Below are 26841 nucleotides of genomic sequence, written 5' to 3' on the forward strand. Positions count from 1 at the left end.
CGGTAAGCAACCAAAGGTCGCCATCGTCGCCGTGGCCCGAAAGATTATGACCATCCTCAGCGCCATGCTTCGACACAACCAACCCTGGTATCCAGACAAAGCCTGAAAACACAGTTGCTCATCCGTCTTGCCGCTTCGCGACAAGCCACCTTCTCCCACAAGGGACCTGTTGCGTAATTGGCTGGTTGTGATTCGCTGAGATGAAAGCTCGGAGGGAATCGCAATGGCGGTGAAGCAGACGGGTCAGTTGAGCTTGGCGGAGGCTTTCCTGGGCAACAGGCTGGCTGGCGGTTCTTCGCCGTTGGACCGGTTGTCCGGCCTGGTGAAGTGGTACCGCTTCGAAAAGCTGCTGGCACCGTTGCGCGATGGGGGACCTGGTCGGGCCGCCTGGCCGCCGCTGTTGCTTTTCAAGGCATTGCTGCTGCAATCGCTTTACGGGCTGTCGGATCGCGAACTGGAGGAGGCGCTGGGTGACCGGCTGTCGTTCCGGCGCTTCGTCGGGCTCGGTCTTGAGGAGAGCATTCCCGACCACACGGTGCTTTCGCGGTTTCGCAACCTGCTTGTCGGTGAAGGGCTGCTGGAGAAGCTGTTTGGCGAACTGGACCGGCAGTTGGAGAAGGCCGGCGTGATCCTCAAGCGCGGCACGATGCTGGATGCCACGCTGATCAATACGGTTTCGGTGCCCCCGACGGGCGAACGGCCCTCGAAGGATGCAGAGGCCGGTTCGACCGTACGGCAGGGTAAGAAGGGCTTCACCTTCGGCTACAAGGCCCATGTCGGGGTCGATGAAGGCTCTGGTTTGATCCGCACGGTGATCACGACAGCGGCCAACGTCAACGACACAGTCGTGGCCGATCGCTTGATCTGCGGCGACGAGAAGACGGTATGGGCGGATGCTGCCTACGACACGCATGCCCGCCGTGCCCGGCTCAAGGCCGAAGGCAAGAGGCCGCGCATTGCACGCCGTCCCAACAAGCACCACCCACTGCCGGCGCGGCTCAAGCATTATAACCAGCTGATTGCCAGGCGACGGGCGGCAGTGGAGACCACCTTCGCCACACTCAAGAACCGCATGAGGCTGACGATGATCCGCTATGTCGGACTGGCCAAGGCCACGGCCCAGGTGATGATGGCGGCGATCGCCTTCAACATGCGCCGATGGGCTGCCATCACGCCATAGGTGCGTCCGCAATCCAGCCCAATGGGCTGAATTGCCGCCTGAAACTCCAAACCAGAACCCATTCCCGCTCAAAAAGCGGCGATCCGCTCCCCACAGCAATCTCTCAGCTAACTGCGCAACAGCCCCACAAGGGGAGAAGGGAAAGTGGCGACCGCCCGGCCCTTCGCTATGGCTCCGGGCGTTCGTCGCTCGAAAAGCCCATTTAGGGGCTTTTCGTCCGCTGCGCGGACCGCTCCTCACCCATGCGCAACCATCACATGGCGCACGGCGGTGTAGTCCTCCAGCGCGTAGAGTGACATGTCCTTGCCGTAGCCGGACTGTTTCAGGCCGCCATGCGGCATCTCGTTGGTCAGCATGAAGTGGGTGTTGATCCAGGTGCAGCCATATTGCAGGCGTGCCGCTGTCGCCATGGCACGCGAGACGTCCTTCGTCCACACCGACGAGGCCAGGCCGTAATCGCTGTCGTTGGCCCAGTTCACCGCCTCGTCGACATCCGTGAAACGAGTGATCGAGACGACCGGGCCGAACACTTCGCGGCGCACGATCTCGTCTTCCTGCAGCGCGCCGGCGACGACTGTCGGCTGGTAGTAGAAGCCGGTGCCCTCGCCCGGCTTGCCGCCGGTGGTGATCTCGATGTGTTTCAGTTCCGAAGCGCGCTCGACGAAGCTCGATACGCGGTCGCGCTGGCGGCGCGAGATCAGCGGCCCGATCTCGTTCTCGGTGTCGTCGGGCTGGTTGTATCTGATGGTCGAGACGGCGGAGGAGAGGTCGGCGACGAGCTTGTCGTAGATTTTCTTGCCGGCATAGATGCGGCAGGCCGCTGTGCAGTCCTGGCCGGCATTGTAGTAGCCGAAGGCGCGCAGGCCGTTGACGACGGCGCCAAGGTCGGCGTCGTCGAAGACGATGACCGGTGCCTTGCCGCCAAGTTCCAGATGCGTGCGCTTGACCGATTTGGCCGCGGCCTGCAGCACCTTCTTGCCGGTGGCGACGTCGCCGGTGATCGAGATCATATTGACCTTGGGATGGTTGATCAGCGTGTTGCCGACGCTGTCGCCCCGGCCAAGCACGACATTGACGACGCCCTCGGGAAGCACGTCGGCCAGAATCCTGGCCAGCTTCAACGTCGTCAGCGGTGTCTGTTCCGACGGCTTGAAGACCACGGTGTTGCCGCCGGCAATCGCCGGCGCCAGCTTCCAGGCCATCATCATCAGCGGATAGTTCCACGGCGCAATCGAAGCGACGATGCCGATCGCGTCGCGCCGCACCATCGAGGTATGGCCCGGCAGATATTCGCCCGCGACGACGCCGGGCATGGAGCGCACCGCGCCGGCGAAGAAGCGGTAGCAGTCGACGATGGCCGGGATTTCGTCATTGAGCACGGCATTGATCGGCTTGCCGCAGTTCAGCGCTTCGAGCGCGGCGAACTCCCTGGCCTCGGCCTCGATGCGGTCGGCAATTTTGAGCAGATAGCCGGAGCGTTGCGCCGGCGTGGTGCGCGACCACAAGACGAACGCTTGTTCGGCGGCCGCCACAGCGGCCTCGATCTGTGCCTGGCTGGCTTCCGGCAGGTTGAGAATGGTCGCCCCGGTCTTCGGATTAAGGATCGCCTCTTCGGTCTCGGTGCCCTTTTCAAATTTCGAGCCGATCAGCATCTGGGTGTCCATCAGATTTCTCCCTTGGAAGGAGCGAATGAGGAGTAGCGAATAGCGAGCAGGGTTTGGCTGTCGATTTTTGCTACTCGCTACTCCCTATTCGCTTTTTTTCATTTCCCGCTTCCGGCGATCTGGTCGCCGTCGCGGGTCAGGTAGTAGGCAAGAAGGATCGGCAGCAGTGTCACCAGCACGACGACCATGGCCACGACATTGGTGACCGGTCGCTGGCGCGGGCGGATCAGTTCCTCCAGCATCCAGATCGGCACGGTCTGCTGCTGGCCGGCGGTGAAGGTGGTGACGATGACCTCATCGAAGGACAGCGCGAAGGCCAGCATACCGCCGGCAAGCAGTGCCGTGGCGATGTTGGGCAGCACGACATGCCTGAAGGTCTGGAAGCCGTCGGCGCCGAGATCCATCGAAGCTTCGATCATCGAACCCGAGGTGCGGCGGAACCGGGCGACCGCATTGTTGTAGACCACGACCACGCAGAAAGTGGCGTGGCCGAGCACGATCGTCCAGAACGAGAACGGAATGTCGGCCAGCGCAAAGGCCGAGCGCAGCGCGATGCCGGTGATGATGCCGGGCAGCGCGATCGGGAGGATGACCAGCAGCGAGATGGTTTCGCGGCCGAAGAATTTCGTTCGCGACACTGCGGCGGCGCACAGCGTGCCGAGCACCAGCGCAATCGTGGTCGAGATGGCGGCGACGCGGACCGACAGTGACAGCGCTTCCCAGACATCGGGTCGGTTCCAGGTGACGGCGAACCATTGCGTGGTCAAGCCCGGCGGCGGCCAGACGAAGCTCTTCTCCTCGGTGGTGAAGGCATAGACGAAGATCAGGAGGATCGGCAGATGCAGGAAGAGCAGGCCGCAGGCGGCCGCGATCTTCAGGCCAAGGGGAGCCGACTGGCCGCGGTCAGAGCGCATCGAAGGCCCCCATGCGCTTGGCGCCCCAGAGGTAGAAACCCATGATGACGATGGGCACCACGGTGAAGGCGGCGGCGAGCGGGATGTTGCCGGCGGTACCTTGCTGCGAATAGACGGCCTGGCCGATGAACAGGCGCGAGGTGCCGATGATCTGCGGGATGATGTAGTCGCCCAGCGTCAGTGAGAAGGTGAAGATCGAGCCGGCGACGATGCCGGGCAGCGCCAGCGGGAACAGCACGTTGCGGAAGGTCTGGCCGGGCGAGGCGCCGAGATCGGACGAGGCCTCGACCAGATTGCCGGGCACGCGCTCGAGGGCCGCCTGCACCGGCAGGATCATGAAGGGCAGCCAGACATAGACGAAGACGATGAAGGTGCCGGTAAAGGACACCGACAGCGAATTGCCGCCGACCACGGGCAGCGAGAGCCAGCCATCGAGCAGCCACAGCAGATGCAGCTTGGCGAGCAGCCAGGTCAAAATGCCTTCCTTGGCCAGGATCAGCTTCCAGGCATAGATCTTGACCAGATAGCTCGACCACAGCGGCAGCATGACGCCGAGATAGAACAGCGCCTTCCAGCGGCCGCGCGCGTAACGCGCGGCGTAGTAGGCGATGGGGAAGGCGACGATGGCCGAGGCCAGTGTGACCAGTGCCGCCATCGTCACCGTGCGCAGGATGATGTCGAGATTGGCAGCCTGCAACAGGTCGCCATAGGTCTTCAGCGTGAACTGCCGGTTGATGAGGCCGGAGAACTCGTCGATGGAGAAGAAGCTCTGCGCCAACAGCGCGAACAGCGAGCCGATATAGACGATGCCGAGCCACAGAACCGGCGGCAGCAGCATGAGCAGGAGAAGCAGTTTCGGCCGGTGCCAGAAAAGGTCGGACAGCGCACCGCGCATGCCGCCGTTGCCTGGCAGGATGGCGGGTGCGGAATTGGCGTTGAGGGCGGCGATGGTCATGGGACCACCCTGTGGCAGTGGGGCTTATAGGAGAGGCAGCGATCCTTCACGCCCCCCTCTCTCCTGCCGGACATCTCCCCCACGAGGGGGGAGATTGGCAGCTTCAGCGCCTCGCTCATTCCCGCAACGTTGCTGATTGGCGAAAGCAGTCGCGACATCCAATCTCCCCCTCGTGGGGGAGATGGCCGGCAGGCCAGAGGGGGGCGCCGTAGAGCGCCACGCTGGAGACTCTAATCGCGCAAACCTTCATCATGCCGGCTCGTCCATCAGATGCAGATGCTCGCGATTGAAGGTGAGCACAACAGCCTCGCCTTCCCTAGGCAGCACTGTCCCTGCCGGCACCACGGCGTGCAGCTTCAACCCGTCGGCATCGAGCGCCAGCCTGGTGGTGGCGCCGAGATAGTTGGTCGAGACGAGACGCGCGGCCACGCCCTCGCCGCTCGCGGCGCGGCCTACGCGAATGGATTCGGGCCTGAGACTCCCCCAGCGGTGCTGGCCGGAATAACGCTGGACGAAGTCCGGCGGCAGCACGTTGGACGAGCCGACGAAATCGGCGACGAAGCGCGTGCTTGGGCGCTGATAGATGTCTTCCGGCGTGCCGATCTGCATGATCCTGCCGTCATTGAAAACGGCGACGCGGTCGGCCATCGACAGCGCCTCGCCCTGGTCGTGGGTGACGAAGACGAAGGTGATGCCGAGCGCCTTCTGCAGTGATTTCAGCTCCTCCTGCATGTTTTCGCGCAGTTTGAGGTCGAGCGCGCCGAGCGGCTCGTCGAGCAGCAGCACCTTGGGCTGGTTGACCAGCGCACGCGCCAGCGCGACACGCTGGCGCTGGCCGCCGGAGAGCTGGCCGGGCCGGCGCGCGCCGTAGCCGGGCAGCCGCACCAGTGACAAGGCTTCTTCCGCCGCCTTGTGCCGCTCGGCCTTGCCGACGCGCTTGACCATCAGTCCGTAGGCGACGTTGTCGAGCACATTGAGGTGCGGGAACAGCGCATAGTCCTGGAACACTGTGTTGACGTTGCGGCGATAGGGCGGCACGCCCTCGGCGCGCTCGCCGAAGATCGAGATGGAACCCGCCGTCGGCTGCTCAAAGCCGGCGATGAGACGCAGGCACGTCGTCTTGCCCGAACCCGATGGCCCCAGCATGGCGAAGAATTCGCCGGGCGCAATGTCGAGGTCGACCGCGTCGACAGCGCGAACACTGCCGAAATGGCGCGAGACTTTTTGAAAGGAAACGGCTGGGGTCATTGGGTGTCCTGATCTGTCAGGCTCGTCAAAATCTCGGGCGTTGGCGCTGCCCCTCATCCGCCTGCCGGCACCTTCTCCCCGTAATAGAGACGGGGAGAAGGGACGCGCTTCAACGCTGACGGTCCCCTCTCCCCGTTCTTCACGGGGAGAGGGTAAGGGTGAGGGGCAGCGTCAACTTATCAATAGATGCGCGGCGAAAATCACCGTCCGCCGATGACGCCGATATAATCCGACACCCAGCGATAGTAAGGCACGCACTGATCATTCTGGGTGACGCATTTCGAGACCGGCGTCTTCCAGAACTTGATCTTGTCGAAATTGTCGTAGCCGTTGGTCTTGCAGCCTTCCTCGCCGAGCAACTCGTTGCCCTTGCAGGCGGCGGGCACGACCGGCAGCGAGCCGAACCAGGCCGAGACATCGCCCTGCACCTTCGGCGCCAGCGAATGCTCGAGCCACATATAGGCGCAGTTCGGGTGCGCCGCGTCGGCTTCCATCATGGTGGTGTCGGCCCAGCCGGTGACGCCTTCTTCCGGCACGGTCGAGGCGACCGGCTTCTTGGCGGCGACCAGCGTGTTGACCTGGTATGGCCACGAGCCCGAAGCAACCACGCCTTCGTTCTGGAAATCGTCGACCTGGATGGCGGCGTCATGCCAGTAGCGGCCGACCAGCGTGCGCTGGACGCGCAGCAATTCGAGCGCCGCCTTGTACTGGTCCTCGTTCAATTCGTAGGGATCCTTGATGCCGAGTTCCGGCTTGTGGAACATCAGGTAGTTGGCGGCATCGGCGATGTGGATCGGTCCGTCATAGGCCTGGACACGGCCCTTGTTGGACTTGCCATCCGGCAGCTTCATTTCCTCGAAAACAACATTCCAGCTCTTCGGCGCTTCCTTGAACACCTCGGTGTTGTACATCAGGATGTTCGGACCCCACTGGTAGGGAACGCCGTAATGCACTTTGTCGACGGTGAACCAGGGCGCGTCCTTCAGCCGGTCGTCGACCGTCTTCCAGCTCGCGATGAGATCGGTGTTGATCGGCTGCACGCGCTTGCCGGCGACGAGGCGCAGCGAGGCATCGCCTGAAGCGGTGACGAGGTCGAAGCCGCCCTCGTTCATCAGCGACACCATCTCATCGGATGTGTTGGCGGTCTTGACGTTGACCTTGCAGCCACTCTCCTTCTCGAAGGCGGTGACCCAGTCATAGCCCTTGTCGGTCTCGCCGCGCTCGATATAGCCCGGCCAGGCAACGATGTTGACCTGGCCTTCCCCCTTGCCCAGTTCCTTGACCTGGGCAACCGCCTGACCGGAGAAGGTCAGCGCGACCGTCAGCGCAGTGCATGACTTCAGGAATGAATTCATCATCGATCTCCCATTTTGGCGCGTGACCCTGAAACCGCTCCGGTTTTCGCCAGATCACGCGCGGACTGAAAAACGTGCCAGTTCGTCCAATGGACTGATGCCGCTCTGATGGCGGCTTTGGTCGCTGAACCGAAGGTGCTTGGAAAATACCGGTTTCGCAAATTCATTTGTCAGAAGGGTGATATCGGTTTTTCCGATAGATCGCCGCGAATCAGGTCCGCTGGCGGACCGTCCGTTGCGACTGGGCAAGCCCGATGAAGTCGCGCGCCGCCTGCGGCAGGCTGGAGCCGCGCCGCCAGACCATGCCGACCTGCACCACCGGCAAGGCACCGGAAATGTCGCGCGATTCGATGCGGTCGCCTTCCAGCGACCAGGGCCGGTAGACGAGATCGGGCAGCAGCGCCACGCCGGCGCCGGTGGCGACGAGGCTGCGCACGGCTTCCACGGAACGGGTGCGGAAGGCGACATGCGGCCTGGCGCCGATCGCCGTCAGCAGCTTGCCGGTGTTCTCCTCGATCTCGTCGACGGTGAGCATGATCAGCGGTTCGGAGGCGATATCGCCGATGCCGATGATGTCGGCGCCAGCCAAGGGATGGCCGAGCGGCAGCCACAGCCGATAGGCCGAGACTTCGAGGATTTCCGATTGCAGGGCAGTGCGGTCGCGCAAATTGGAGGTGACCATGACGGCAATGTCGAGCTTGCCGCCGATCAGCAAATGTTCGAGGTAGTCGCCATTGTCCTCAATGGCCGACACCTCGACGCCGGGATAGGCGCGGCGGTAGCGGGAAAGCAGATCCGACAGCACATAGCCGGCGACCAGCGAGGTGACGCCGAGCTGCAGCCGGCCTCCCGCCACGGCCTGTTCGCCGGAAAAAGAGCGGCGGGCGTCGGACACGTCGGCGAGGATCTTTGTCGCGTGACGCAGGAACTGGTGGCCCTTGTGGGTGATATTGAGGCCGCGCGGATGGCGCTCGAACAGTTCGACGCCGAGATCGCTTTCAAGTTCCTTGATCGCTTCGGTGACCGACGATTGCGAGATGGAGAGGTTTTGCGCCGCGCGCGACACCGTGCCTTGCTCGGCAACGGCGACGAAGAACTGCAACTGGCGGATGGTGAAGGCCATGGCCGGACTAAACACCGGCAGGCAAGCGAAGGAAAGCGGATCGCGGAGCTTATCCCATGACCCGGTGGCGCGTTCAGCCGAGCATCAGCCTGATGCGGCGTCGCCATGTCGGGCCATAGCGCAACGCAAGCATGAAGGCCGCCTCCAGCGCCACGACAATAACGATGATGCGCAAGCCCACCGTGAAAGAATCCTGGCCGCTGCCGTGCATGAGATAGCCGGTCAGGAGAAAGCCCGCATTCCATATGGTGGCGCCAAGCAGCGTCGCGGCCGCGAAAGGCAAGGCAGGCAGACACAGCGCGCCAGCTGCGATCGGCAGGTAATTGCGCACGGTCGGGATGAACTGCGCCAGCAAGGATACCCTGACATGATTGCGGCGATAGGCCTGGCCAAGCTTGCGATAGGTTTCGGGGCGCAGGAAGACATATCTGCCGGCTCGTCCGATCAGCCTGTCGGCACGGTCGAACCCGATCCGGCGGCCGACCCCATACCAGACAAGGCAGCCGGCGAAGGAGGCGGAAGTCGTCACCGCCAACAGGATCGCCAGCGTCGCACCGTCAGGCGCCGCCGTCATGCCGAGAAACAGCAGCAACACGTGCGAGGGCGGAACCGGCAGGATCTTCTCGGTGAAGGCAAGGCAAAAGACGCCGAACAGGCCGAAGCCGAGAATGACCGACAATGGTCCCGTCATGCGAAGCGCCAGTCATAGGTTCCGGCTGCCTTGATTCTGGCGATGCGATAGACCGTCGCCGGCGGGAAATTGCGGAACGTATGACCAACCCGCGTGACCTCAAGATCGAGCCGGTCGAGCAGCGACTGGTCGAACGGACAGCGCCGTCCGAGCGTGAACTGATAGAGGGCTCCGCCGGGACGAAGGTTCGCGAAAACACCTTCGAGAATGGCGAGCGTCTTCCGCGGCGAAATCAGCCGGAAAGGCAAGCCGCTGACGGCAGCGCCAATCACCGGCCGGTGGAAGAGCGACAGATGGCGCAGGCCGACAGCATCCATTTCAAAAATCCGGGCGGCAGGAAAACGACGCATGAGCAGCGCGGCGAAATCCGGATCGGACTCGATCAGCGTCAGATCCTCCTCCTTCACCCCGCGCGACAGCAGCGCCCGTGTGAAAGGACCTGTTCCTGGACCGAGCTCCAGCACGGGGCCTGTCTCAGGTCCGATGTCACGGGTCATCAATGCCGCCAGGCTGGAGCTGGACGGCGTGACGGAGCCGACCCTGAACGGCGCGACGGTCCACGCCATGAGAAAAGACAGAGCATCATTTGCGGGCATGGTAACCTCAATCCGAGACAACAGCACGCCAACCAGTCTGGTGTGCCACCTGATTTCGCTTCAGCGTCATTTCGCTTCAACGTCGGGCCCGACCTGTTGCATATTCGGGCCCGACGCCTTCACGCCGGCATGGGCGATTCGTGCCGACCGGCGCTGTTTGCCGCGACTGGGTTGCATAGACATTGCGCAATCTCGGAGAGCCAAAGAAAGCGCCTGTCGACCCCGGGCCGTTCGGCTTTGCCATGTTTGCGCAATGTTGGCGCGGTAGCGCCCGAAGCTGTTGCCGTTGCTGGAGAACTGTCGATGCGAATCTTGCTGGTCGAGGACGAGCCCGAAATGGTCTCTGCCTTACGTGCCGCGCTGAAGCGCCACGACATGGTGGTCGATCATGCCGGCACGCTCATCGAAGCCGAAGGCTTCGTCGCCGCCGACAGCTACGACGCGATCCTGCTCGACCGCCAGTTGCCGGATGGCGACGGGCTGTCGCTGGTGCCCAGATTGCGTTCGGCCAAGAACACCACGCCAGTGCTGATGCTGACGGCGAGAGGCGACACAGCGGACAAGGTCGATGGGCTGGACATGGGCGCGGACGACTATCTGGCAAAACCATTCGCCTTCGAGGAATTGCTTGCCCGGTTGCGCGCGCTGCTCAGGCGCCCGGCACCGATGCAGTCGCAATTCATCCGCGCCGGCGACCTGGTGCTCGACGTCGGGCATCGCGAAACGTCGATCCGTGCCGAACCGCTCAGCCTGCCGCGGCGCGAACTCCTGGTGCTGGAGGCGCTGATGCGCCGGACCGGCCGCATGGTGCAGCGCGAGGCGCTGATGGAGGCGGTGTTCGGCCTCGACGACGAGATCCAGTCCAACGCGCTCGACACCCACGTCTCGCGCCTGCGCCGCAAACTCGCCGATGCCGATGCCGGCGTGACGATCAATGGCATTCGCGGCGTCGGCTATCTCCTGCGCGAAACGACATGAGCGCCGAGCTATGAGCCTCAAGCGCCCGCGTTCGCTCAAATGGAGCCTGGTGCTGCGTATCGCCTTGCTGCAATGCGCGATGCTGACGCTGATCATCGTCGGCATTCTCGGCGCCATGCTGGCCACCGGCCTTATCCCGCATGACTACGAGGACGGTACAATGGACGTGCTGGCGGATGCAGTGACACGCGATGCCGGCGGCAAGCTTGTCATCACCGAGACGCCAGATATGGCAAAGCTGCGCTCGAACGTTCCGGACCTCTGGTTCATCATCCGCGACAAGCAAGGGCAGCGACTGGAAGAAGGCAGGGTGCCGGCCATTTTCCAGCCCTTTGTCGGACTGCTGGACACTATCAGCGACGCCCGTATCGACCACGCAATCGGACAAGCCGCGCCGCCGGAGGGAAAGATCCGCTGGACCGATACGGCGGCCGGCAATGTCCAGATCTTCAGCGGCACCAAGGGCGGGCTTTCGCTGCTGCGCCTGCTCGGCCGGGCGCCGCAATTCTTCCTGCAAGGCATATTGCCGCTCGCCGGGCTGATGGCGTTGGCCACGCTGGTCGCGACACCATGGGTGGTGCGCGGCGCACTGTCAGGCCTTGGCCATGCGGCCGCAGAGGCCGAACGCATCGACATCGACCAGCGTGGCGTGCAGCTGCCGCTGAAAGATGTGCCAAAGGAAGTGACGCCGCTGGTCAAGGCGGTGAACGCCGCCCTTGCGCGCCTGGACAAGGGCTATGAACGCCACAAGCGCTTCCTGACCGACGCCGCCCATGAACTCAGGACACCGGTCGCCATCCTCAACACGCGCCTTGCCTCGCTGCCGGCGACGCCGGAGCGGGCAAGGCTGCTGCAGGATGCGGCACGGCTTTCGACGCTGACCGACCAGCTGCTCGACCTGCAGCGCCTCGACCGGCAGACAACGGCCTTCGAAAAGGTAGACCTCGTGGCGATCGCGCGCGGCGTCATCGTCGACCTCGCGCCGATGGCGTTCTCGGCCGGCTACGAAATGTCGTTCGAGCCGGAACGGGACACGCTTTTTGCCACCGGCGACCGCACCGCGATCGAACGCGCGGTGACCAACATCGTGCAGAACGCCATCGAGCATGGCGGCCGCGCCGGCAAGATCACCGTCAGCGTCACAATGCCCGCCATCATCGAGGTCCGGGACGAAGGCGACGGCGTGCCGCCGGGCGAGCGGGAGCGCATTTTCGAGCCCTTCTACCGGCTGCGTCCGCAGGATCACGGCGCCGGCCTCGGCCTCAACCTCGTGCAGGAAATCATGCATCTCCATGGCGGCCGCATCGAGATCCTTGACGGCAAACCGAGCGGCGCCTGCTTCAGGATGAGTTTTCGCGCTTTGCCGGCATAGCGTCGCCGTAAATCATTAAGCGACCTTCGCGTGTTTGACATCGCGAAGAATCGTAACTAATTAAGTTACATGAAACGCAACAGTCGCCTGTCTTCCACCCTGCACATTCTCGTCCACATGGCGGAGAAGCCCGAACAGGCGCTGACCTCCGAGCAGCTTGCCACCTTCATCCACACCAATCCGGTGGTGGTGCGCCGGACCATTGGCGGCTTGCGCGATGCCGGCATCGTCACCTCGTCGCGCGGGCATGGCGGCGGCTGGCTGCTCGGGCGCGCGCCCGAAAACATTTCACTGGCCGAGATCAGCGTGGCTCTTGGCGAGACGCTGCTGCCCTTCAGCACCGAGCCGGAAAGCCCAGGCTGTCTGGTCGAGCAAGCGGTGATCGCCGTTCTCGACGATTTTCGCGTCGCGGCCGAGAAGCTGCTGGCGGAGAAGCTCAGCCGCATCACGCTGGCCGACCTGACCGCCGATTTCCGCCGCCGTTACGCCCTCATTGGAGTCTCCAGCCATGCAGTATGATCTTGCCGTCGTCGGCGGCAGCTTCGCCGGCCTGTCCGCCGCCATCCAGGCGGCGCGGGCGCGGCGCAACGTGCTGGTGATCGACGCCGGCCAGCCACGCAACCGCTTCGCCACGCATTCGCACGGCTTCCTCGGCCAGGACGGGCGAACGCCCGGCGCGATCCTCGACGATGCAAGGCGGCAATTGCTTGCCTATCCGACGGCCAGGCTTGTCACCGCACGTGCGGACAAAGCCATTGCCAACAGCACAAGCGATTTCGAAATCGCCGTCGATGGCGGCGACACATTCGGCGCCGCCCGGCTGGTGCTTGCCACCGGCGTTCGCGACATCCTGCCGGAGGTTCCCGGGCTCGCCGGACAATGGGGTAGGACCGTGCTGCACTGTCCCTATTGCCATGGCTACGAGGTTTCCGGCGGGCCGCTTGGCGTGCTCGCGACCGGTCCGATGTCCATACATCAGGCCCAGCTGATTTCCGACTGGGGTGACGTCACGCTGTTCGGCAACGGCCTGATCGAGCCCGACGCCGAGGAGATGCTTGCCCTGGAGGGCAAGAATGTCAGCTTTGAGCCCGCGCCGGTCAGCGAACTCGGGGAAGACGGCGCCGGCGGATTGGTTGTCCACCTCGACGGCGGCCGAAAGGCGGGCGTCAAGGCGATGTTCACCGCGCCCCGCAACACGATGGCGAGCCCGCTGGCAGAACAGCTCGGTTGCGACTTCAAGGACGGCCTGCTTGGCCCGATGATATCAGTCGATGACAGGCAGCAGACGACGATACCCAGCGTGTATGCCGCCGGAGACGCGGCACGCGCGATGCATAACATCGCCTTCGCCGTGTCGGGTGGCACTTTCGCGGGCGTGTGCGCCCATCAATCCTTGGTGTTCGGCTAAATTCCGGCTTCGCCGCGGGCGATGCTGAGCCGCGCGCCGGCCTGTGCGAGCGCGGCGGCAATGTCATGCGGCGGCGCGCGGTCGGTGGCGAGCTCGGAAAAGCCGTCGAAGCCACAGACCTGAACCAGACCCTGGCGGCCGAACTTCGTGTGGTCGGTGATGACCAGAGAACGCTGGCCGCGCGACAGCACCATGCGGGCGAATTCCGCCTCTTCCAGATCGTAGTCCATGACGCCCGTCAGCGCATCCACGGCGCCGATGGAGATAATGGCGTGGCTGACCGAGAAGCGGCTGACGAACTCGATGGCCGACGTCCCGAACGCGGCGCCTGAATCGCTGCGCAACTCGCCGCCGGCCATATAGACCTTGTTGCCGTTGATGGTGGCCAGCGTACGGGCGATATCGGACGAGTTGGTGACGACCGTCAGGCGCCGGTGGCCGAGCAGTTCGCGCGCCAGGAACGACGTCGTGGTGCCGGTGTCGAGCATGATCGATTCGCCGTCACGGATGGTGGCCGCGACCGCGCGGGCAATGCTGCGCTTGGCGTCGGCATGCTCACGCATGCGCCGTTCGAACGGCGCTTCGCCGATCATCGACGGCAGACCGATGGCGCCATGCATCTTCAGAACCGAGCCGTCGCTGGTGAGCGGCTTGACGTCACGGCGCACGGTTTCGAGCGACACGCCCAACCGGTCGGCCAGGCTGGCGATGGTGACGGTTCCCTCTTCCTGCAGCAGTCGCAGGATTTCGCCATGCCGTTTCGAGTGGATCATATGCGCGCGCCCCGGAAAATTGCCCGATTCTAGGGCATTCCTAACGTTTTTAAAGGAATTGCCCATTGCTTTCGGGCAAAATACCCAAAAAAAGTCACATCTTTTTATTGACAGAAGGGCAACCCTGGCGTGAAATCCAACCTCAACAGGGGTTCGGAGCTGCGCGGGAGGGTAATTGGCAGGGCCGCAACTCACTGACCAGGCAGCCTGTAACGTGCCTGGCGCAAGGAATTTTCAGATCCGCGGGGGCGGATGCCGGGTTCAAAAACCTGGCCAAGGGGCTCGTCGGTGCGGTGCGGGATACCAATCCTGGCGTCCCGCACCGACGAGATTGTTTGCACTTCCCTCCGCCGTGGTTGCGCTGCCCGTGGCGCCGTGTCGAAGCCCAGCAAACCAGGTCAGCAAACCAGGGATGATTCCGTGATTGCCGAAGACCGCATCCGCGCCCTGCCCTGCTGGACGGGCGCCATCGAGATCGCGCCGCTGCCCGGCGGCTTGAGCAATGCCAATTATGTGGTCACCGACACGGCCGGCAAACATGTGGTGCGCTTCGGCCAGGACTATCCGTTCCACCATGTCTTCCGCGAACGCGAGGTGATGACCGCACGGGCGGCTCACGCCGCCGGCTTCGCGCCGGCGGTCCATTATGCCGAACCAGGAATCCTGGTAACGGCGTTTCTTGGCGCCAAAACCTATCTGGCCGAGGACGTGCGCGCCAATCTCGGCCGCGTCGCGGCGCTGATGCGCGGCTTTCACCGGGAGATGCCCAACCATATCTCCGGCGCCGGCTTCATGTTCTGGGTGTTCCACGTCATCCGCGACTATGCGCGCACGCTTGACGAAGGGGGCAGCCGCAAGCGCGGTGACCTGCCACGCTTCCTAGCGCTGGCCGACGAACTGGAGCGTGCGCAGAAACTGCTGCCGATCGTCTTTGGCCACAATGATCTCTTGCCGGCCAATATTCTCGACGACGGCAGCAGGCTGTGGCTGATCGATTTCGAATATGCCGGCTTCAATACTGCCATGTTCGACCTTGCCGGCGTCGCCTCGAACGCCGGCATGAGCGACGCGGAATCCTTCGCCTTCCTGACCGCCTATTTCATGAAGGAGCCGGACGAGGCGATCCGCCGCTCGCACGCCGCCATGCAATGCGCCTCGCTGCTGCGCGAGGCGATGTGGAGCATGGTGTCGGAGCTCTATCTCGACGCGCCCGGCATCGACTACGTCGCCTACACCGAGGAAAACCTGGTGCGGCTCGACGCGGCGCTGGAAAACTACCGGACAAAATACGGGATCCTGAAATCATGACCTTGCCTAGCCAGGCCGCGGTCGTCGTCATTGGCGGCGGCATCATCGGCTGTTCGACGGCCTATCATCTTGCGCGCGACCACAAGGTCGACGTGGTGCTGCTCGAACAGGGCAAGCTGACCTCGGGCTCGACCTGGCATGCCGCCGGGCTGGTGGGGCAATTGCGCTCTTCGGCCTCGATCACGCGAGTGCTGAAATACTCCGTCGACCTTTACAAGGGACTGGAGGCCGAGACCGGGCTCGCCACCGGCTGGAAGATGACCGGCTGCCTGCGGCTCGCCACCAATGCCGACCGCTGGACCGAGTACAAAAGGCTGGCGACGACAGCGAAGAGCTTCGGCATGGACATGCACTTGCTGTCTCCGGCGGAGGTCAAGGCGATGTGGCCGCTGATGGAGACCGGCGATCTGGTCGGCGCTTCCTGGCTGCCGACCGACGGCCAGGCGAGCCCTTCCGACATCACGCAGTCGCTGGCCAAGGGCGCGCGCATGCATGGCGCCAAGCTCTATGAGGACGTGCGCGTCACCGGCTTCGAGATGAAGGGCGACCGCATCACGGCGGTGAAGACCGACCAGGGCGACATTGCCTGTGACAAGGTGGTGAACTGCGCCGGACAATGGGCACGGCAAGTCGGGGCCATGGCCGGCATCAACGTGCCGCTGCAGCCGGTGAAACACCAGTACATCGTCACCGAGAAGATCGCGGGGCTGGCAACCGACGCGCCGACGCTGCGCGACCCCGATCGGCGCACCTATTTCAAGGAGGAGGTCGGCGGCCTGGTGATGGGCGGCTATGAGCCTAACCCACAGGCATGGACGACAGGGGAGGTGCCCAATGACTGGGAGTTCCGGCTGTTCGACGACGACTACGATCATTTCGAGCAGCACTTGATTCAGGCGATCGCGCGGGTGCCGGCGCTGGAAACCGTTGGCGTCAAGCAGATGATCAACGGGCCGGAAAGCTTCACGCCGGACGGCAATTTCATCCTCGGCGTAGCGCCCGAATGCGCCAACATGTTCGTCGGCGCCGGCTTCAACGCCTTCGGCATCGCCTCGGGCGGCGGCGCCGGCTGGGTGCTGGCGCAATGGGTGGTCGACGGCGAGGCGCCGCTCGACCTGTGGGTGGTCGACATCAGGCGCTTTTCCAACCTGCACCGCGACCGGCACTGGGTGTGCGAGCGCACGCTGGAAGCCTATGGCAAGCATTACACGATCGGCTTTCCGCACGAGGAGTATGCCAGCGGCCGGCCGCGCATCGTCTCGCCGCTGTATGAGCGGTTGAAACGGCAGCGCGCCGTGTTCGGCTCGAAGCTCGGCTGGGAGCGACCGAACTGGTTCGCGCCGGAGAGCGTCGAGCCAAAGGACGTCTATTCGATGGGCCGGCAGAACTGGTTTGCTGCCGTCGGCGACGAGCACCGGCATGTGCGCGAACATGTCGGCATCTTCGACCAGTCGTCCTTCGCCAAGTACGAGCTGAGCGGCCCCGACGCGGCGAAGGCGCTGGACTGGATCTGCGCCAACGACGTCAGCAAGCCGGTCGGCCGGCTGACCTACACGCAACTTCTCAACACGCGCGGCGGCATCGAGGCCGACCTGACCGTGTCGCGGCTTGCCGAGGAGAAATTCTACATCGTCACCGGCACCGGTTTCCGCACTCATGACGCCTCGTGGATCAGCGATCATATTGGCGAGGGCCTCGATGCCAGGCTGACCGACGTCACCGAGGATTTCGGCACGCTGTCGCTGATGGGGCCGCGTGCCCGCGACGTGCTTTCGGCGGTGACCGGGAGCGATGTGTCGAATGCCAGCTTCCCGTTCGGCCATATCAGGGAGATCGTCATCGCCGGTCACACGGTGCGGGCGCTGCGCGTCACCTATGTCGGCGAACTGGGCTGGGAGCTGCACGTGCCGATCGCCGCCACCGGCGAAGTCTTCGACGCGCTGATGGCGGCCGGCAAAGAGCACGACATCCGGCCGGTCGGCTACCGCGCGCTGGAATCGCTGCGGCTGGAAAAGGGCTATCGCGCCTGGGGCTCCGACATCACGCCCAACGACACACCGCTGGAGGCCGGGCTCGGCTGGGCGGTCAAGCTCAGGAAGAACACCGACTTCGTCGGACGGCGTGCACTCGAGAAGGTTGGCGGCGCGTCCCTGAAGAAGCGCTTTGCCGGCTTCACGGTCGACGATCCGGAGATCGTGCTGCTCGGCCGCGAAACCATTCTGCGCGACGGCGAGCCAGTCGGCTATCTTACCAGCGGCGGCCATGGCTACACGGTGGGCAAGAATATCGGCTATGGCTATGTGCGCAGCGCCGACGGGGTGAGCGATGATTTCCTCGCCTCGGGCAGCTATGAACTGGTGGTCGCGATGCAGCGGACGCCGGCGAATATCCATCTCGAGCCACTATACGACCCGGCAATGGAGCGCGTGAAGGCTTAGCTTACGCGCAAGGCGAGGCCACGACTGGGCACGGTATCGGCCTCGCCAGGCATGGAGACGTAAGGGCGGGTTTCCTCGGCGCGGGTGACGAGGCCTTGCGCTTCGAGTTCGGCGATGCGCGCGGCAAAGCCCTGATCCCATAGCGTGTTCTTGACCGTCAGCACGATCACCCCACCCGGCCGGCAGATGCGGATCAATTCGTCCAAGCCCTCGGCGCCGACATGACCCGAGGTGAAGACGCCGGCCGAGATGATGCCGGCATAGGCGTCGTCGGTAAAAGGCAAGGCGCCGCCGAGCGCCAGGCAATGCAGCGCCGAATAGACACCCTTGCGTGCGGCCTGATCCAGCATGCCTTGCGAGATATCCAGCGCCTCGACCTGGGGATAGCCGGCAATGTCGAGCCATTCGCCGATCAGCCCGGTCCCTGCCCCGGCGTCGAGCAACGGGGCCGAACCGCGCGGCAGATGACGGGCAAGCAAAGCCAGGCAGATCGTCGGGTGGCGGTAACCGGCCGCCGACATGTCGGCGTCGTAGGTCTGCGACCAGCGATCATAAAGTGCCGCCACCTCTTCCGGGCGCTTGGCCGCGTAGACTTCGCCGAGCGCGCCATGATGTTTGCTGTCCGCCACGTGCCCTCCAACTCCTTCGTCTTGCCGGAATGATAGCCAAACGGCGAAAATTGTGGAACCGTTGCAGCGAAGAAATAACGCGTGGGAACGCAGGCATGGGGACAGACGAGGCGCGGGCAAGACTTGCCGCCATTCCGGTGCTGGCCGGCTACACCGGGCCGCTGGAACGGCTCGGCGGCCTGACCAATCTCGTCTTCAGGGCCGGCGATTACTGCCTGCGCATTCCAGGCAAAGGCACCGAGGAATACATCAACCGCGCCAACGAAGCGGTTGCCGCGCGCGAGGCGGCAAGAGCCGGCGTTAGCCCCGAGGTGCTGCATGTCGATCCCGGTACTGGAGTCATGGTGACGCGCTACATCGCCGGTGCCGAGACGATGTCCCCGGAGAAATTCAGGGACCGGCAGGGCAGTCCGGCCCGGGCGGCCGAGGCCTTCCGCAAGCTGCACGCGTCCGGCGCGGTCTTCCCCTTCCGCTTCGAGCTGTTTTCGATGATCGACGACTATCTCAAGGTGCTGTCGACCAGGGATGTCGCCCTGCCCGCCGGCTATCACGACGTGGTGCGCGAGGCCGGCGGCGTGCGCGAGGCCTTGGCCGTCCGCCCCTTGCCTCTCGTCGCCTGCCATTGCGACCCGCTGTGCGAAAACTTCCTCGATACGGGCGAGCGGATGTGGATCGTCGACTGGGAATATTCCGGGATGAACGATCCGCTCTGGGACCTCGGCGATCTCAGCGTGGAAGGCAAGTTCGACGTCGCCCAGGACGAGGAGTTGATGCGCGCCTATTTCGGCGGCGAGGCGAAGCCGGCGGAGCGCGGCCGCGTCGCCATCTACAAGGCTATGTGCGACCTGTTGTGGACGCTGTGGGGGCTGATCCAGCTCGCCAACAACAATCCGGTGGACGATTTCCGCGCCTATGCCGACGGCCGCTTCGCGCGCTGCAAGGCGCTGATGGAGACGCCAGAGTTTTCCAGGCACCTTGCGGCGATACGCCAGGGCTAGTCACCCGAAATCCGGGCTTTAGTTGACACCCTTCGGCACGTTCTCCGGCGGCACCGTGGTATCGACCACCTTCTGGCGGTGGAAGATGAACAGGCCGGCGAGAACGATGATGCCCGAGCCGGTCAGGATGCGCGGGCTGGGCACGTCGCCGAAGAATGCCAGCCCGAACACCACCGCCCACAGGAGCAGCGTGTAGTGCAGCGGCGCCAGCGTCGAGGCCGGCGCCAGTTTCAGCGCCCGCGTGATCATCAGATGCGCGCCGCAGGAGACGATGCCGAGCAGCAGCATGGCGCCGAGATCGAGCGGCGACGGCGTCTTCCAGGCGCCAATGGTCAGCACGCCGCCAACCGCCAGCGTGCCGATCGTCTGCCATGTCACCAGATTGGTGTCGCTGGTGCCGCGCAGGCGCCGGTTGAGGATGATTGCGAAGGCGAAGGCGAGGCTGCCGACAAGCGCGAAACTCGACGACAGCGAAAACGCGGCGGAGGATGGCTTCAGCATGATCACCACGCCGCAGAAGCCGAGCAGGATCGCCACCCAGCGGCGCCAGCCGACCTTTTCGCCAAGCAGGAAATGCGACAGCGCCGCCACATAGATCGGCCCGGCCATGTAGAAGCTCATCACATCGGCAAGCGGCAGATAGACGACGGCGGCGTAGAACAAAGCGGTGTCGAGCGTAGTCGCAACCACGCGCAGGATCTGCAGCCCGGGCCGCTCCATCTGGAACAGTCTGCCGGCGCCCTGGTTGGCGATCATCGGGCCGAGCACGATAAAGGCGCCGATCGAACGGATCAGCACCACCTGGCCGACGGAAAAGCTGGCGACCAGCCACTTGCCCATTGCGTCGTTCAGCGCAAACAGGAAGTCGCCGGCCAGCATCAGCAGGATGCCGGCCAGGAGAACATTCCTGATTGGGGAATTCCGCGCCACGGGTTGCGTCATGCCGACCCCGATTCCTCCCTCGCCTGGGCCGCGTCGTAGACGGAAGCGGTGGCTTTGACGAGGAGAAATCAGGAAATGAGTAAGACCAGCGTCGGGAATCGGCTGTATCTAGGTGGATATATGTCTGCGGTTCACCTGACCAGGCCTGCCGGGAATGGACAGCCTGGTATCCTGCCTTGTCCTTTCCGCCACCACCTTGCCCTTGGCGATGACGCAGATGCGCTCGGCGCGCAGGCGCAGCGCTTCGATCGGATTGCCGGCATCGAGGATCACCAGGCTGGCGCGCTTGCCGACCTCCAGACCGAGATGATCGAGGCCCATGATCGCGGCGTTGACGTTGGTGACCATGTCGAAGCAGCGCGCCATGTCGGCGGGGCTCGACATCTGGGCGACATGCAGGCCCATGAAGGCGACGTCGAGCATGTCGGCGGTGCCCAGCGAATACCAGGGATCGAGCACGCAATCCTGACCCCAGCCGACACGGATGCCGAGCGCCAGCATTTCCTTGACCCGCGTCATGCCGCGCCGCTTGGGAAAGGTGTCATGGCGGCCCTGCAGCATGATGTTGATCAAGGGATTGGGGATCGCGGAAACGCCGGCCTCGACGATCAGCGGCAGAAGCTTCGAGACATAGTAATTGTCCATCGAATGCATCGAAGTGAGATGCGAGCCGGCCACCCTGCCCTGCAGGCCGAGCCGCTGCGTTTCATAGGCCAGCTGCTCGATGTGGCGCGACAGGGGATCGTCGGTCTCGTCGCAATGCAGGTCGACCATCAGGCCGCGCTCTGCCGCGATTTCGCACAGTTCGGTCACCGAGCGCGTGCCGTCGGCCATGGTGCGCTCGAAATGCGGAATGCCGCCGACGATATCGACGCCCATGTCCAGCGCGCGAATGGTGTTTTGGCGCGCCGTCGGCGAGCGATAGAAGCCGTCCTGCGGGAAGGCCACCAATTGCAGGTCGATATAGGGGGCGACGGTCTTCTTGACGTCGAGCAGGGCCTCGACGGCCAGCAGCCGGTCGTCGCAGACATCGACATGGGTACGGATGGCGAGCAGCCCCATCGACACCGCCCAGTCGCAATAGGCGAGCGCCCGGTCGCGCACCGCTTCGTGCGTCAAAAGCGGCTTCAGTTCGCCCCACAGCGCGATGCCTTCAAGCAGCGTGCCCGATGCGTTGATGCGCGGTATGCCGTAGGACAGCGTGGCGTCCATATGGAAATGCGGATCGACGAAGGGCGGCGACACCAGATTGCCACGGGCGTCGACCTCGGTCCGCGCGGAACCCTCGAGCTTCGGCTCGATCGCCGCGATCGTCTCGCCGCTGATGCCGATGTCGGCGATGCCGCCATCCGGCAGCGTGCCGCCACGAACGATTAGGTCGAAATCCATTTCTCATCATCCCGCTTGAAGAATCACAGTCGCATCGTGTCTCAAAAGACAGCCTGCCGCAGCGGGTTTCTTTCCATGGTCGCGAAAGGTTCCCTCCGGCGGCAACTCCCTCTATAAGCCGCCTTCGTCATCCCGGCATCAAGGATCAGCCGTTGTTTCGTTTCTTCCGTTCGACGGAAAACCAGCGCCTCGTCGCAAGGCTGCTCAGGGAATCGTTCCGGCAGCACCGGGCCGGCTACGCCGCCGCCATCCTGTCGATGTTGGTGGTCGCTGGCACGACCGCCGCCAGCGCCTGGATCCTTAGCGTGATCACCAATGAGTTCGTGATCTACAAAAGAGTCGAGCGCGTTAACTGGATTGCTTTGGCGGTCGCCGCGATTTTCATCGCCAAGGGCATCGCCAACTTCGTCCAGGCGTATTTCATGAGCCGGGTGGGCAACGCCATCATCGCCGACCGGCAGCGCAAGATCTACGACCGCATCCTGGCGCAAGGCATCGAATTCTACCACTCGACCTCGTCATCCGACCTCATCACCCGCATGACCAACAATGCACAGGCGGCGCGTAATGTGCTCGACCTCGTCGTCACATCCTACGTGCGCGATCTGGTGACGTTGATTGCCCTGGTGGCGGTCATGGTCTGGAAGCAGCCGGCGCTGTCGCTGATCTGCTTCGTCGTCGGGCCTCTCGCCATCTATGGCGTCAACCGCATCCTGAAGCGCGTCCGCAAGATTGCCGCGATGGAGTTCCGCTCTGTCGGCCAGATTGTCCAGGTGATGCAGGAAACCGCGATCGGCGTGCGCGTGGTCAAATCCTTCAATCTTGAAGGCTCAATGCGCAATCGCATGTACAAGGCGGTGTCCGATGTCGAGACCCGAGCCAACAACATCGCTGCGCTGGAGGCGGCGACAAGCCCGGTGATGGAGACGCTGGCCGGAATGGCAATTTCCGGGGCCATCTTCGTCAGCGGCTTCCTGGTCTTGCAGGGCGGCCAGATGCCCGGAGACATCATGACCTTCATCGGAGCGCTCCTATTTGCTTATGAGCCGGCAAAGCGCCTTGCGCGTGTGCGGGTATCGCTGGAAAGCGGCATTGTCGGCGTGCGCATGATGTTCGAACTCGCCGACCAGCCGCTGACGCTGGCGGAGAAGCCGGATGCCAAGCCGCTGCGAGCCGGGCCCGGCGAGATACGGTTCGACGCCGTCAGCTTCGCCTATCAGAACGGCCCGCCGGTGCTGGAAGGGTTCGACCTGACCCTTGAGGCCGGCAAGATGACGGCGCTGGTCGGGCCTTCCGGCGGCGGCAAGTCGACGATCCTCAACCTGATCATGCGCATGTATGACCCCAAGAGCGGCAGGGTGCTGCTCGATGGCCAGGATATTTCCCATGCCACGCTGGCCTCGCTCAGGGAAAAGATCGCCTATGTCAGCCAGGACACGTTCCTGTTTGCCGGCACGATCATGCATAACATCCGTCTTGGGCGCGAGGGCGCCACCGACGACGAGGTGATCGCCGCGGCCAAGGCGGCCAACGCGCATGACTTCATCGTCGCGCAGCCGAAAGGCTACGAAACCGATGTCGGCGAGAATGGCGGCCTTTTGTCAGGCGGCCAGCGCCAGCGCATTTCCATCGCGCGTGCCATGCTGCGCAACGCCGAAATCCTGCTGCTGGACGAAGCGACCAGCGCGCTCGACGCGGAGTCGGAGGCGCTGTTCCGCGACGCGCTGCAACAACTGACGGAAGGGCGCACCACGATCGTCATCGCGCACCGCCTGTCCACCGTGCACCAGGCCGACACGATCGTGGTGCTGGAAGCCGGCAAGGTGGTGGAAAGCGGGGCGCATCGTGCCCTGCTCAAGCAGGGCGGGCTTTACCAGAAGCTTTATGAATATCAGCTGATGCCGTGAGGGTGCCTTCGAATGTAGGTGCCAGACCCCCTCATCCGGCCCTCCGGGCCACCTTCTCCCCGAGGGGAGAAGAGGTCGTCAACGCGGGCGTCAGCCTCTCTCCCCAACGGGGAGAAGGTGGCCGCGCAAGCGGCTGGATGAGGGGGCCGGCGCGAACCTTACTCCGGCACGTGCCTCACCGCGCCCTTGTCAGCGCTGGTGGCGAAGGCGGCGTAGGCGCGCAGCGCGGTCGTCACCTTGCGCTTGCGCTTTTCCTCCGGCTTCCAGGCGTTCGCGCCCTTGGCCTCCATCGCCGCACGGCGCGCGTCGAGTTCGGCGTCGCTGACAGCCAGGCGGATGGTGCGGTTGGGGATGTCGATCTCGATCGTGTCGCCTTCCTGCACCAGCCCGATCAGCCCGCCTTCCGCCGCTTCCGGCGAAGCATGGCCGATTGACAGGCCCGACGTGCCGCCGGAGAAGCGTCCGTCGGTGACCAGCGCGCAGGCCTTGCCCAGGCCCTTCGACTTCAGATAGCTGGTCGGGTAGAGCATCTCCTGCATGCCGGGGCCGCCGCGCGGGCCCTCATAGCGGATGACGACGACATCGCCGGCCTTGATCTCATTGGCGAGGATCGCCTTGACGCTGGCGTCCTGGCTTTCGAAGACGCGAGCCGGACCGGTGAATTTCAGGATCGACTCGTCGACACCGGCCGTCTTCACGATGCAGCCGTCGAGCGCCAGATTGCCTTTCAGTACGGCAAGGCCGCCGTCCTTGGAGAATGGCGTCTTCGCCGAGCGGATGACGCCGGTCTCGCGGTTCGTGTCGAGCTCGTCCCAACGGCGGTCCTGGCTGAAGGCGACCTGCGTCGGCACGCCGCCGGGAGCGGCGAGGAAGAAGTCGCGCACATTCTGGCTCGAGGTGCGCGAAATATCCCAATGGTCGAGCGCTTCGCCGAGGCTGGCGGTGTGCACCGTCGGCAGGTCGCGGTTGATCAGTCCGGCCTCGTCGAGTTGGCCGAGGATGGCCATGATGCCGCCGGCGCGGTGGACGTCTTCCATGTGCACGTCCGACTTGGCCGGCGCCACCTTGCACAGCACCGGCACGCGCCGCGACAGCCGGTCGATGTCTTCCATGGTGAAGTCGACCTCGCCCTCATGCGCGGCGGCCAGGATGTGCAGCACGGTGTTGGTCGAGCCGCCCATGGCGATGTCAAGCGTCATGGCGTTCTCGAAGGCGCCCTTGGAAGCGATGCTGCGCGGCAATGCGCTCTCGTCATCCTGTTCGTAATAGCGCTGGGCGAGATCGACGACGAGATGGCCGGCCTCGACGAACAGCCGCTTGCGGTCGGCATGCGTGGCCAGTGTCGAGCCGTTGCCGGGCAGCGAAAGCCCCAGCGCCTCGGTCAAACAATTCATCGAATTGGCGGTGAACATGCCGGAGCACGAACCGCAGGTCGGACAGGCCGAGCGCTCGATGACCTTGACGTCCTCGTCAGAGATCTTGTCGTCGGCGGCCGCGACCATGGCGTCGACAAGGTCGAGCGCCTGGGTCTTGCCGGCCAGCACGACCTTGCCGGCTTCCATCGGTCCGCCGGAGACGAAGACGGTCGGGATGTTGAGGCGCAGCGAGGCCATCAGCATGCCGGGGGTGATCTTGTCGCAGTTGGAGATGCAGACCATGGCGTCGGCGCAATGGGCGTTGACCATGTATTCGACGGAATCGGCGATCAGTTCGCGCGACGGCAGCGAATAGAGCATGCCGTCATGGCCCATGGCGATGCCGTCATCGACGGCGATGGTGTTGAATTCCTTGGCAACACCGCCGGCCTTCTCGATCTCACGCGCGACGAGCTGGCCAAGGTCCTTCAGATGGACATGGCCAGGCACGAACTGGGTGAAAGAGTTAACCACCGCGATGATCGGCTTGCCGAAATCACTGTCCTTCATGCCGGTGGCGCGCCACAGGCCGCGGGCGCCGGCCATGTTGCGGCCATGGGTGGTGGTGCGGGAACGATAGGCGGGCATGAATTTTCCTTGGCTGGCTTGGCTGCGCTCGGTGAGGAGCGTGGCGGCGCTGAATTTTGATCGCAGGGTTTATAGACCGGCAAGTATGGTCTGGCCACATTTTTGCAATGCGCCAGAGTCTTACCGAAAATCGGCGTCTGCAAAAAAATTGCATGCCCTGTCGGATCGCGCGCCGGACGCCCGTCCTTGGTTCAACGGCAAGGGAATGGCACCATTCCCGGAGCCAGCCGTTTCACCGTAGCAGCAAGAAGCAACCGAGGAGCGCGACATGCAAAAGATCACCACCTGCCTGTGGTTCGACGACCAGGCCGAAGAGGCGATGAATTTCTACGTCTCCATTTTCAAGAACTCGAAGGTGCTGAGCGTGATGCGCTGGCCAGAGGGTCATGCAAATGAAGGCAAGGCGCTGGTGACCACGTTCGAACTCGACGGCGTGCAGTTCCAGGCGCTCAACGGCGGACCGCAATTCAAGTTCAACGAGGCAATGTCGCAGTCGATCGACTGCAAGACGCAGGAAGAGGTCGATTATTTCTGGGACAGGCTCATCGAAGGCGGTGGCGAACCGTCGCAATGCAGCTGGCTGAAAGACAAGTTCGGTGTCTCCTGGCAGGTCGTGCCGGAGCAACTGCCCAGGCTGCTTCAGGACCCGGACAGGGCCAAGGCCGGCCGGGTGATGTCGGCGATGATGCAGATGGGCAAGATCGACATCGCCAAATTGGAGGCGGCGGCGAAGGGGTGAGAAGCGCGATCTTGCCTTCTCCCCTTGTGGGAGAAGGTGGATCGGCGCGATAGCGCCGAGACGGATGAGGGGTGTTCCAGCGGAGTGAGACGTTGGCGTTCCCTGGAACACCCCTTGTGTGTTTGGAATCGTGCATTGTTGAGGGTGCCACGGACCAGGTGCTTGCCTGATCCGTGGCGGCGGTCGAGAGCCCGTCACCCCTCAGGTGGCTTAAACCGTGGATGAGCTGGG

General features: G+C 63.9%; 23 protein-coding genes and 1 pseudogene. 11 read left to right on the forward strand and 13 right to left on the reverse strand.

Annotated elements, in window-relative coordinates:
• Both EN808_RS37490 and EN808_RS34705 read left to right on the forward strand, forming a co-directional pair.
• A pseudogene (locus tag EN808_RS37490) lies at positions 1 to 106 on the forward strand (IS110 family transposase); the annotation flags it as partial.
• 117 nt (positions 107 to 223) lie between these two features.
• A complete protein-coding gene (locus tag EN808_RS34705) occupies positions 224 to 1180 on the forward strand; it encodes an IS5 family transposase (RefSeq protein ID WP_135867835.1) in 957 nt (318 codons plus the stop codon).
• 236 nt (positions 1181 to 1416) lie between these two features.
• Here the strand turns inward: EN808_RS34705 and EN808_RS34710 are convergent, their stop codons facing one another.
• The 8 genes from EN808_RS34710 to EN808_RS34750 form a co-directional block, all read right to left on the reverse strand.
• Complete coding sequence (locus EN808_RS34710; protein ID WP_135918173.1) at positions 1417 to 2844, reverse strand: gamma-aminobutyraldehyde dehydrogenase; 1428 nt, start codon at positions 2842 to 2844, stop codon at positions 1417 to 1419.
• A 98-nt stretch (positions 2845 to 2942) separates the two neighbouring features.
• On the reverse strand, positions 2943 to 3758 hold the full coding sequence (locus EN808_RS34715) for an ABC transporter permease (RefSeq protein ID WP_135918174.1): 816 nt from the start codon (positions 3756 to 3758) through the stop codon (positions 2943 to 2945).
• A complete protein-coding gene (locus EN808_RS34720; RefSeq protein WP_135918175.1) occupies positions 3748 to 4713 on the reverse strand; it encodes an ABC transporter permease in 966 nt (321 codons plus the stop codon). The genes EN808_RS34715 and EN808_RS34720 overlap by 11 nt, the downstream gene beginning before the upstream one ends.
• A 249-nt stretch (positions 4714 to 4962) precedes the next feature.
• Complete coding sequence (locus EN808_RS34730) at positions 4963 to 5961, reverse strand: ABC transporter ATP-binding protein (RefSeq protein WP_127873568.1); 999 nt, start codon at positions 5959 to 5961, stop codon at positions 4963 to 4965.
• A 200-nt stretch (positions 5962 to 6161) separates the two neighbouring features.
• Complete coding sequence (locus EN808_RS34735; protein ID WP_135862241.1) at positions 6162 to 7316, reverse strand: ABC transporter substrate-binding protein; 1155 nt, start codon at positions 7314 to 7316, stop codon at positions 6162 to 6164.
• A gap of 211 nt (positions 7317 to 7527) precedes the next feature.
• Positions 7528 to 8439 (reverse strand): LysR substrate-binding domain-containing protein, encoded by a 912-nt coding sequence (locus tag EN808_RS34740; protein WP_127280134.1) that lies wholly within the window; start codon positions 8437 to 8439, stop codon positions 7528 to 7530.
• Positions 8440 to 8512: 73 nt separating this feature from the next.
• On the reverse strand, positions 8513 to 9130 hold the full coding sequence (locus EN808_RS34745) for a DedA family protein (RefSeq protein WP_135882950.1): 618 nt from the start codon (positions 9128 to 9130) through the stop codon (positions 8513 to 8515).
• Positions 9127 to 9726, reverse strand: coding sequence for an rRNA adenine N-6-methyltransferase family protein (locus tag EN808_RS34750; protein ID WP_127873580.1), 600 nt, complete (start codon positions 9724 to 9726; stop codon positions 9127 to 9129). Before EN808_RS34750 ends, EN808_RS34745 begins: the two co-directional genes overlap by 4 nt.
• Positions 9727 to 10029: 303 nt before the next feature.
• Between EN808_RS34750 and EN808_RS34755 the strand changes: the two genes are divergently transcribed.
• The 4 genes from EN808_RS34755 (at position 10030) to EN808_RS34770 (ending at position 13484) form a co-directional block, all read left to right on the forward strand.
• Positions 10030 to 10704, forward strand: coding sequence for a response regulator transcription factor (locus EN808_RS34755; protein ID WP_127873572.1), 675 nt, complete (start codon positions 10030 to 10032; stop codon positions 10702 to 10704).
• 10 nt (positions 10705 to 10714) lie between these two features.
• Complete coding sequence (locus EN808_RS34760; RefSeq protein ID WP_127873573.1) at positions 10715 to 12076, forward strand: HAMP domain-containing sensor histidine kinase; 1362 nt, start codon at positions 10715 to 10717, stop codon at positions 12074 to 12076.
• A gap of 69 nt (positions 12077 to 12145) precedes the next feature.
• Positions 12146 to 12595 (forward strand): Rrf2 family transcriptional regulator, encoded by a 450-nt coding sequence (locus EN808_RS34765; RefSeq protein ID WP_127873574.1) that lies wholly within the window; start codon positions 12146 to 12148, stop codon positions 12593 to 12595.
• Entirely contained in the window at positions 12585 to 13484 is a 900-nt protein-coding gene (locus tag EN808_RS34770) for an NAD(P)/FAD-dependent oxidoreductase (RefSeq protein ID WP_127280251.1), read from the forward strand. Before EN808_RS34765 ends, EN808_RS34770 begins: the two co-directional genes overlap by 11 nt.
• On the opposite strand, the gene EN808_RS34775 is transcribed toward EN808_RS34770, so the two are convergent.
• Entirely contained in the window at positions 13481 to 14257 is a 777-nt protein-coding gene (locus EN808_RS34775; RefSeq protein WP_135882955.1) for a DeoR/GlpR family DNA-binding transcription regulator, read from the reverse strand. The two genes, EN808_RS34770 and EN808_RS34775, sit on opposite strands and share 4 nt — an antisense overlap.
• A 420-nt stretch (positions 14258 to 14677) precedes the next feature.
• Between EN808_RS34775 and EN808_RS34780 the strand changes: the two genes are divergently transcribed.
• On the forward strand, positions 14678 to 15565 hold the full coding sequence (locus EN808_RS34780; RefSeq protein ID WP_127280249.1) for a phosphotransferase family protein: 888 nt from the start codon (positions 14678 to 14680) through the stop codon (positions 15563 to 15565).
• The gene (locus EN808_RS34785; protein ID WP_135918176.1) at positions 15562 to 18003 is read left to right on the forward strand and encodes an FAD-dependent oxidoreductase; all 2442 of its coding nucleotides are present in this window, start codon (positions 15562 to 15564) and stop codon (positions 18001 to 18003) included. Before EN808_RS34780 ends, EN808_RS34785 begins: the two co-directional genes overlap by 4 nt.
• Here EN808_RS34785 and EN808_RS34790 read toward each other — a convergent pair.
• The gene (locus EN808_RS34790) at positions 18000 to 18632 is read right to left on the reverse strand and encodes a class I SAM-dependent methyltransferase (RefSeq protein WP_135918177.1); all 633 of its coding nucleotides are present in this window, start codon (positions 18630 to 18632) and stop codon (positions 18000 to 18002) included. The genes EN808_RS34785 and EN808_RS34790 overlap by 4 nt on opposite strands.
• A 95-nt stretch (positions 18633 to 18727) precedes the next feature.
• Here EN808_RS34790 and EN808_RS34795 point away from each other — a divergent pair, with 95 nt between their 5' ends.
• Positions 18728 to 19630 (forward strand): phosphotransferase family protein, encoded by a 903-nt coding sequence (locus EN808_RS34795; RefSeq protein WP_135918178.1) that lies wholly within the window; start codon positions 18728 to 18730, stop codon positions 19628 to 19630.
• Positions 19631 to 19648: 18 nt separating this feature from the next.
• Here EN808_RS34795 and EN808_RS34800 read toward each other — a convergent pair whose 3' ends face one another.
• Both EN808_RS34800 and EN808_RS34805 read right to left on the reverse strand, forming a co-directional pair.
• Positions 19649 to 20572 (reverse strand): DMT family transporter, encoded by a 924-nt coding sequence (locus EN808_RS34800; protein ID WP_135862255.1) that lies wholly within the window; start codon positions 20570 to 20572, stop codon positions 19649 to 19651.
• Positions 20573 to 20680: 108 nt separating this feature from the next.
• A complete protein-coding gene (locus EN808_RS34805; RefSeq protein ID WP_135882959.1) occupies positions 20681 to 21961 on the reverse strand; it encodes an amidohydrolase family protein in 1281 nt (426 codons plus the stop codon).
• A gap of 152 nt (positions 21962 to 22113) precedes the next feature.
• On the opposite strand from EN808_RS34805, the gene EN808_RS34810 reads away from it, so the two are divergent.
• A complete protein-coding gene (locus tag EN808_RS34810) occupies positions 22114 to 23868 on the forward strand; it encodes an ABC transporter ATP-binding protein (RefSeq protein ID WP_135918179.1) in 1755 nt (584 codons plus the stop codon).
• A 158-nt stretch (positions 23869 to 24026) separates the two neighbouring features.
• Here the strand turns inward: EN808_RS34810 and ilvD are convergent, their stop codons facing one another.
• Complete coding sequence (gene ilvD / locus EN808_RS34815; RefSeq protein ID WP_135918180.1) at positions 24027 to 25871, reverse strand: dihydroxy-acid dehydratase; 1845 nt, start codon at positions 25869 to 25871, stop codon at positions 24027 to 24029.
• Positions 25872 to 26139: 268 nt separating this feature from the next.
• Here ilvD and EN808_RS34820 point away from each other — a divergent pair, with 268 nt between their 5' ends.
• Complete coding sequence (locus EN808_RS34820; protein ID WP_127873579.1) at positions 26140 to 26610, forward strand: VOC family protein; 471 nt, start codon at positions 26140 to 26142, stop codon at positions 26608 to 26610.
• Positions 26611 to 26841 lie beyond the last annotated feature (231 nt).

The organism is Mesorhizobium sp. M8A.F.Ca.ET.165.01.1.1, from assembly GCF_004792065.1.
In the GTDB taxonomy this organism is placed as follows: Bacteria; Pseudomonadota; Alphaproteobacteria; order Rhizobiales; family Rhizobiaceae; genus Mesorhizobium.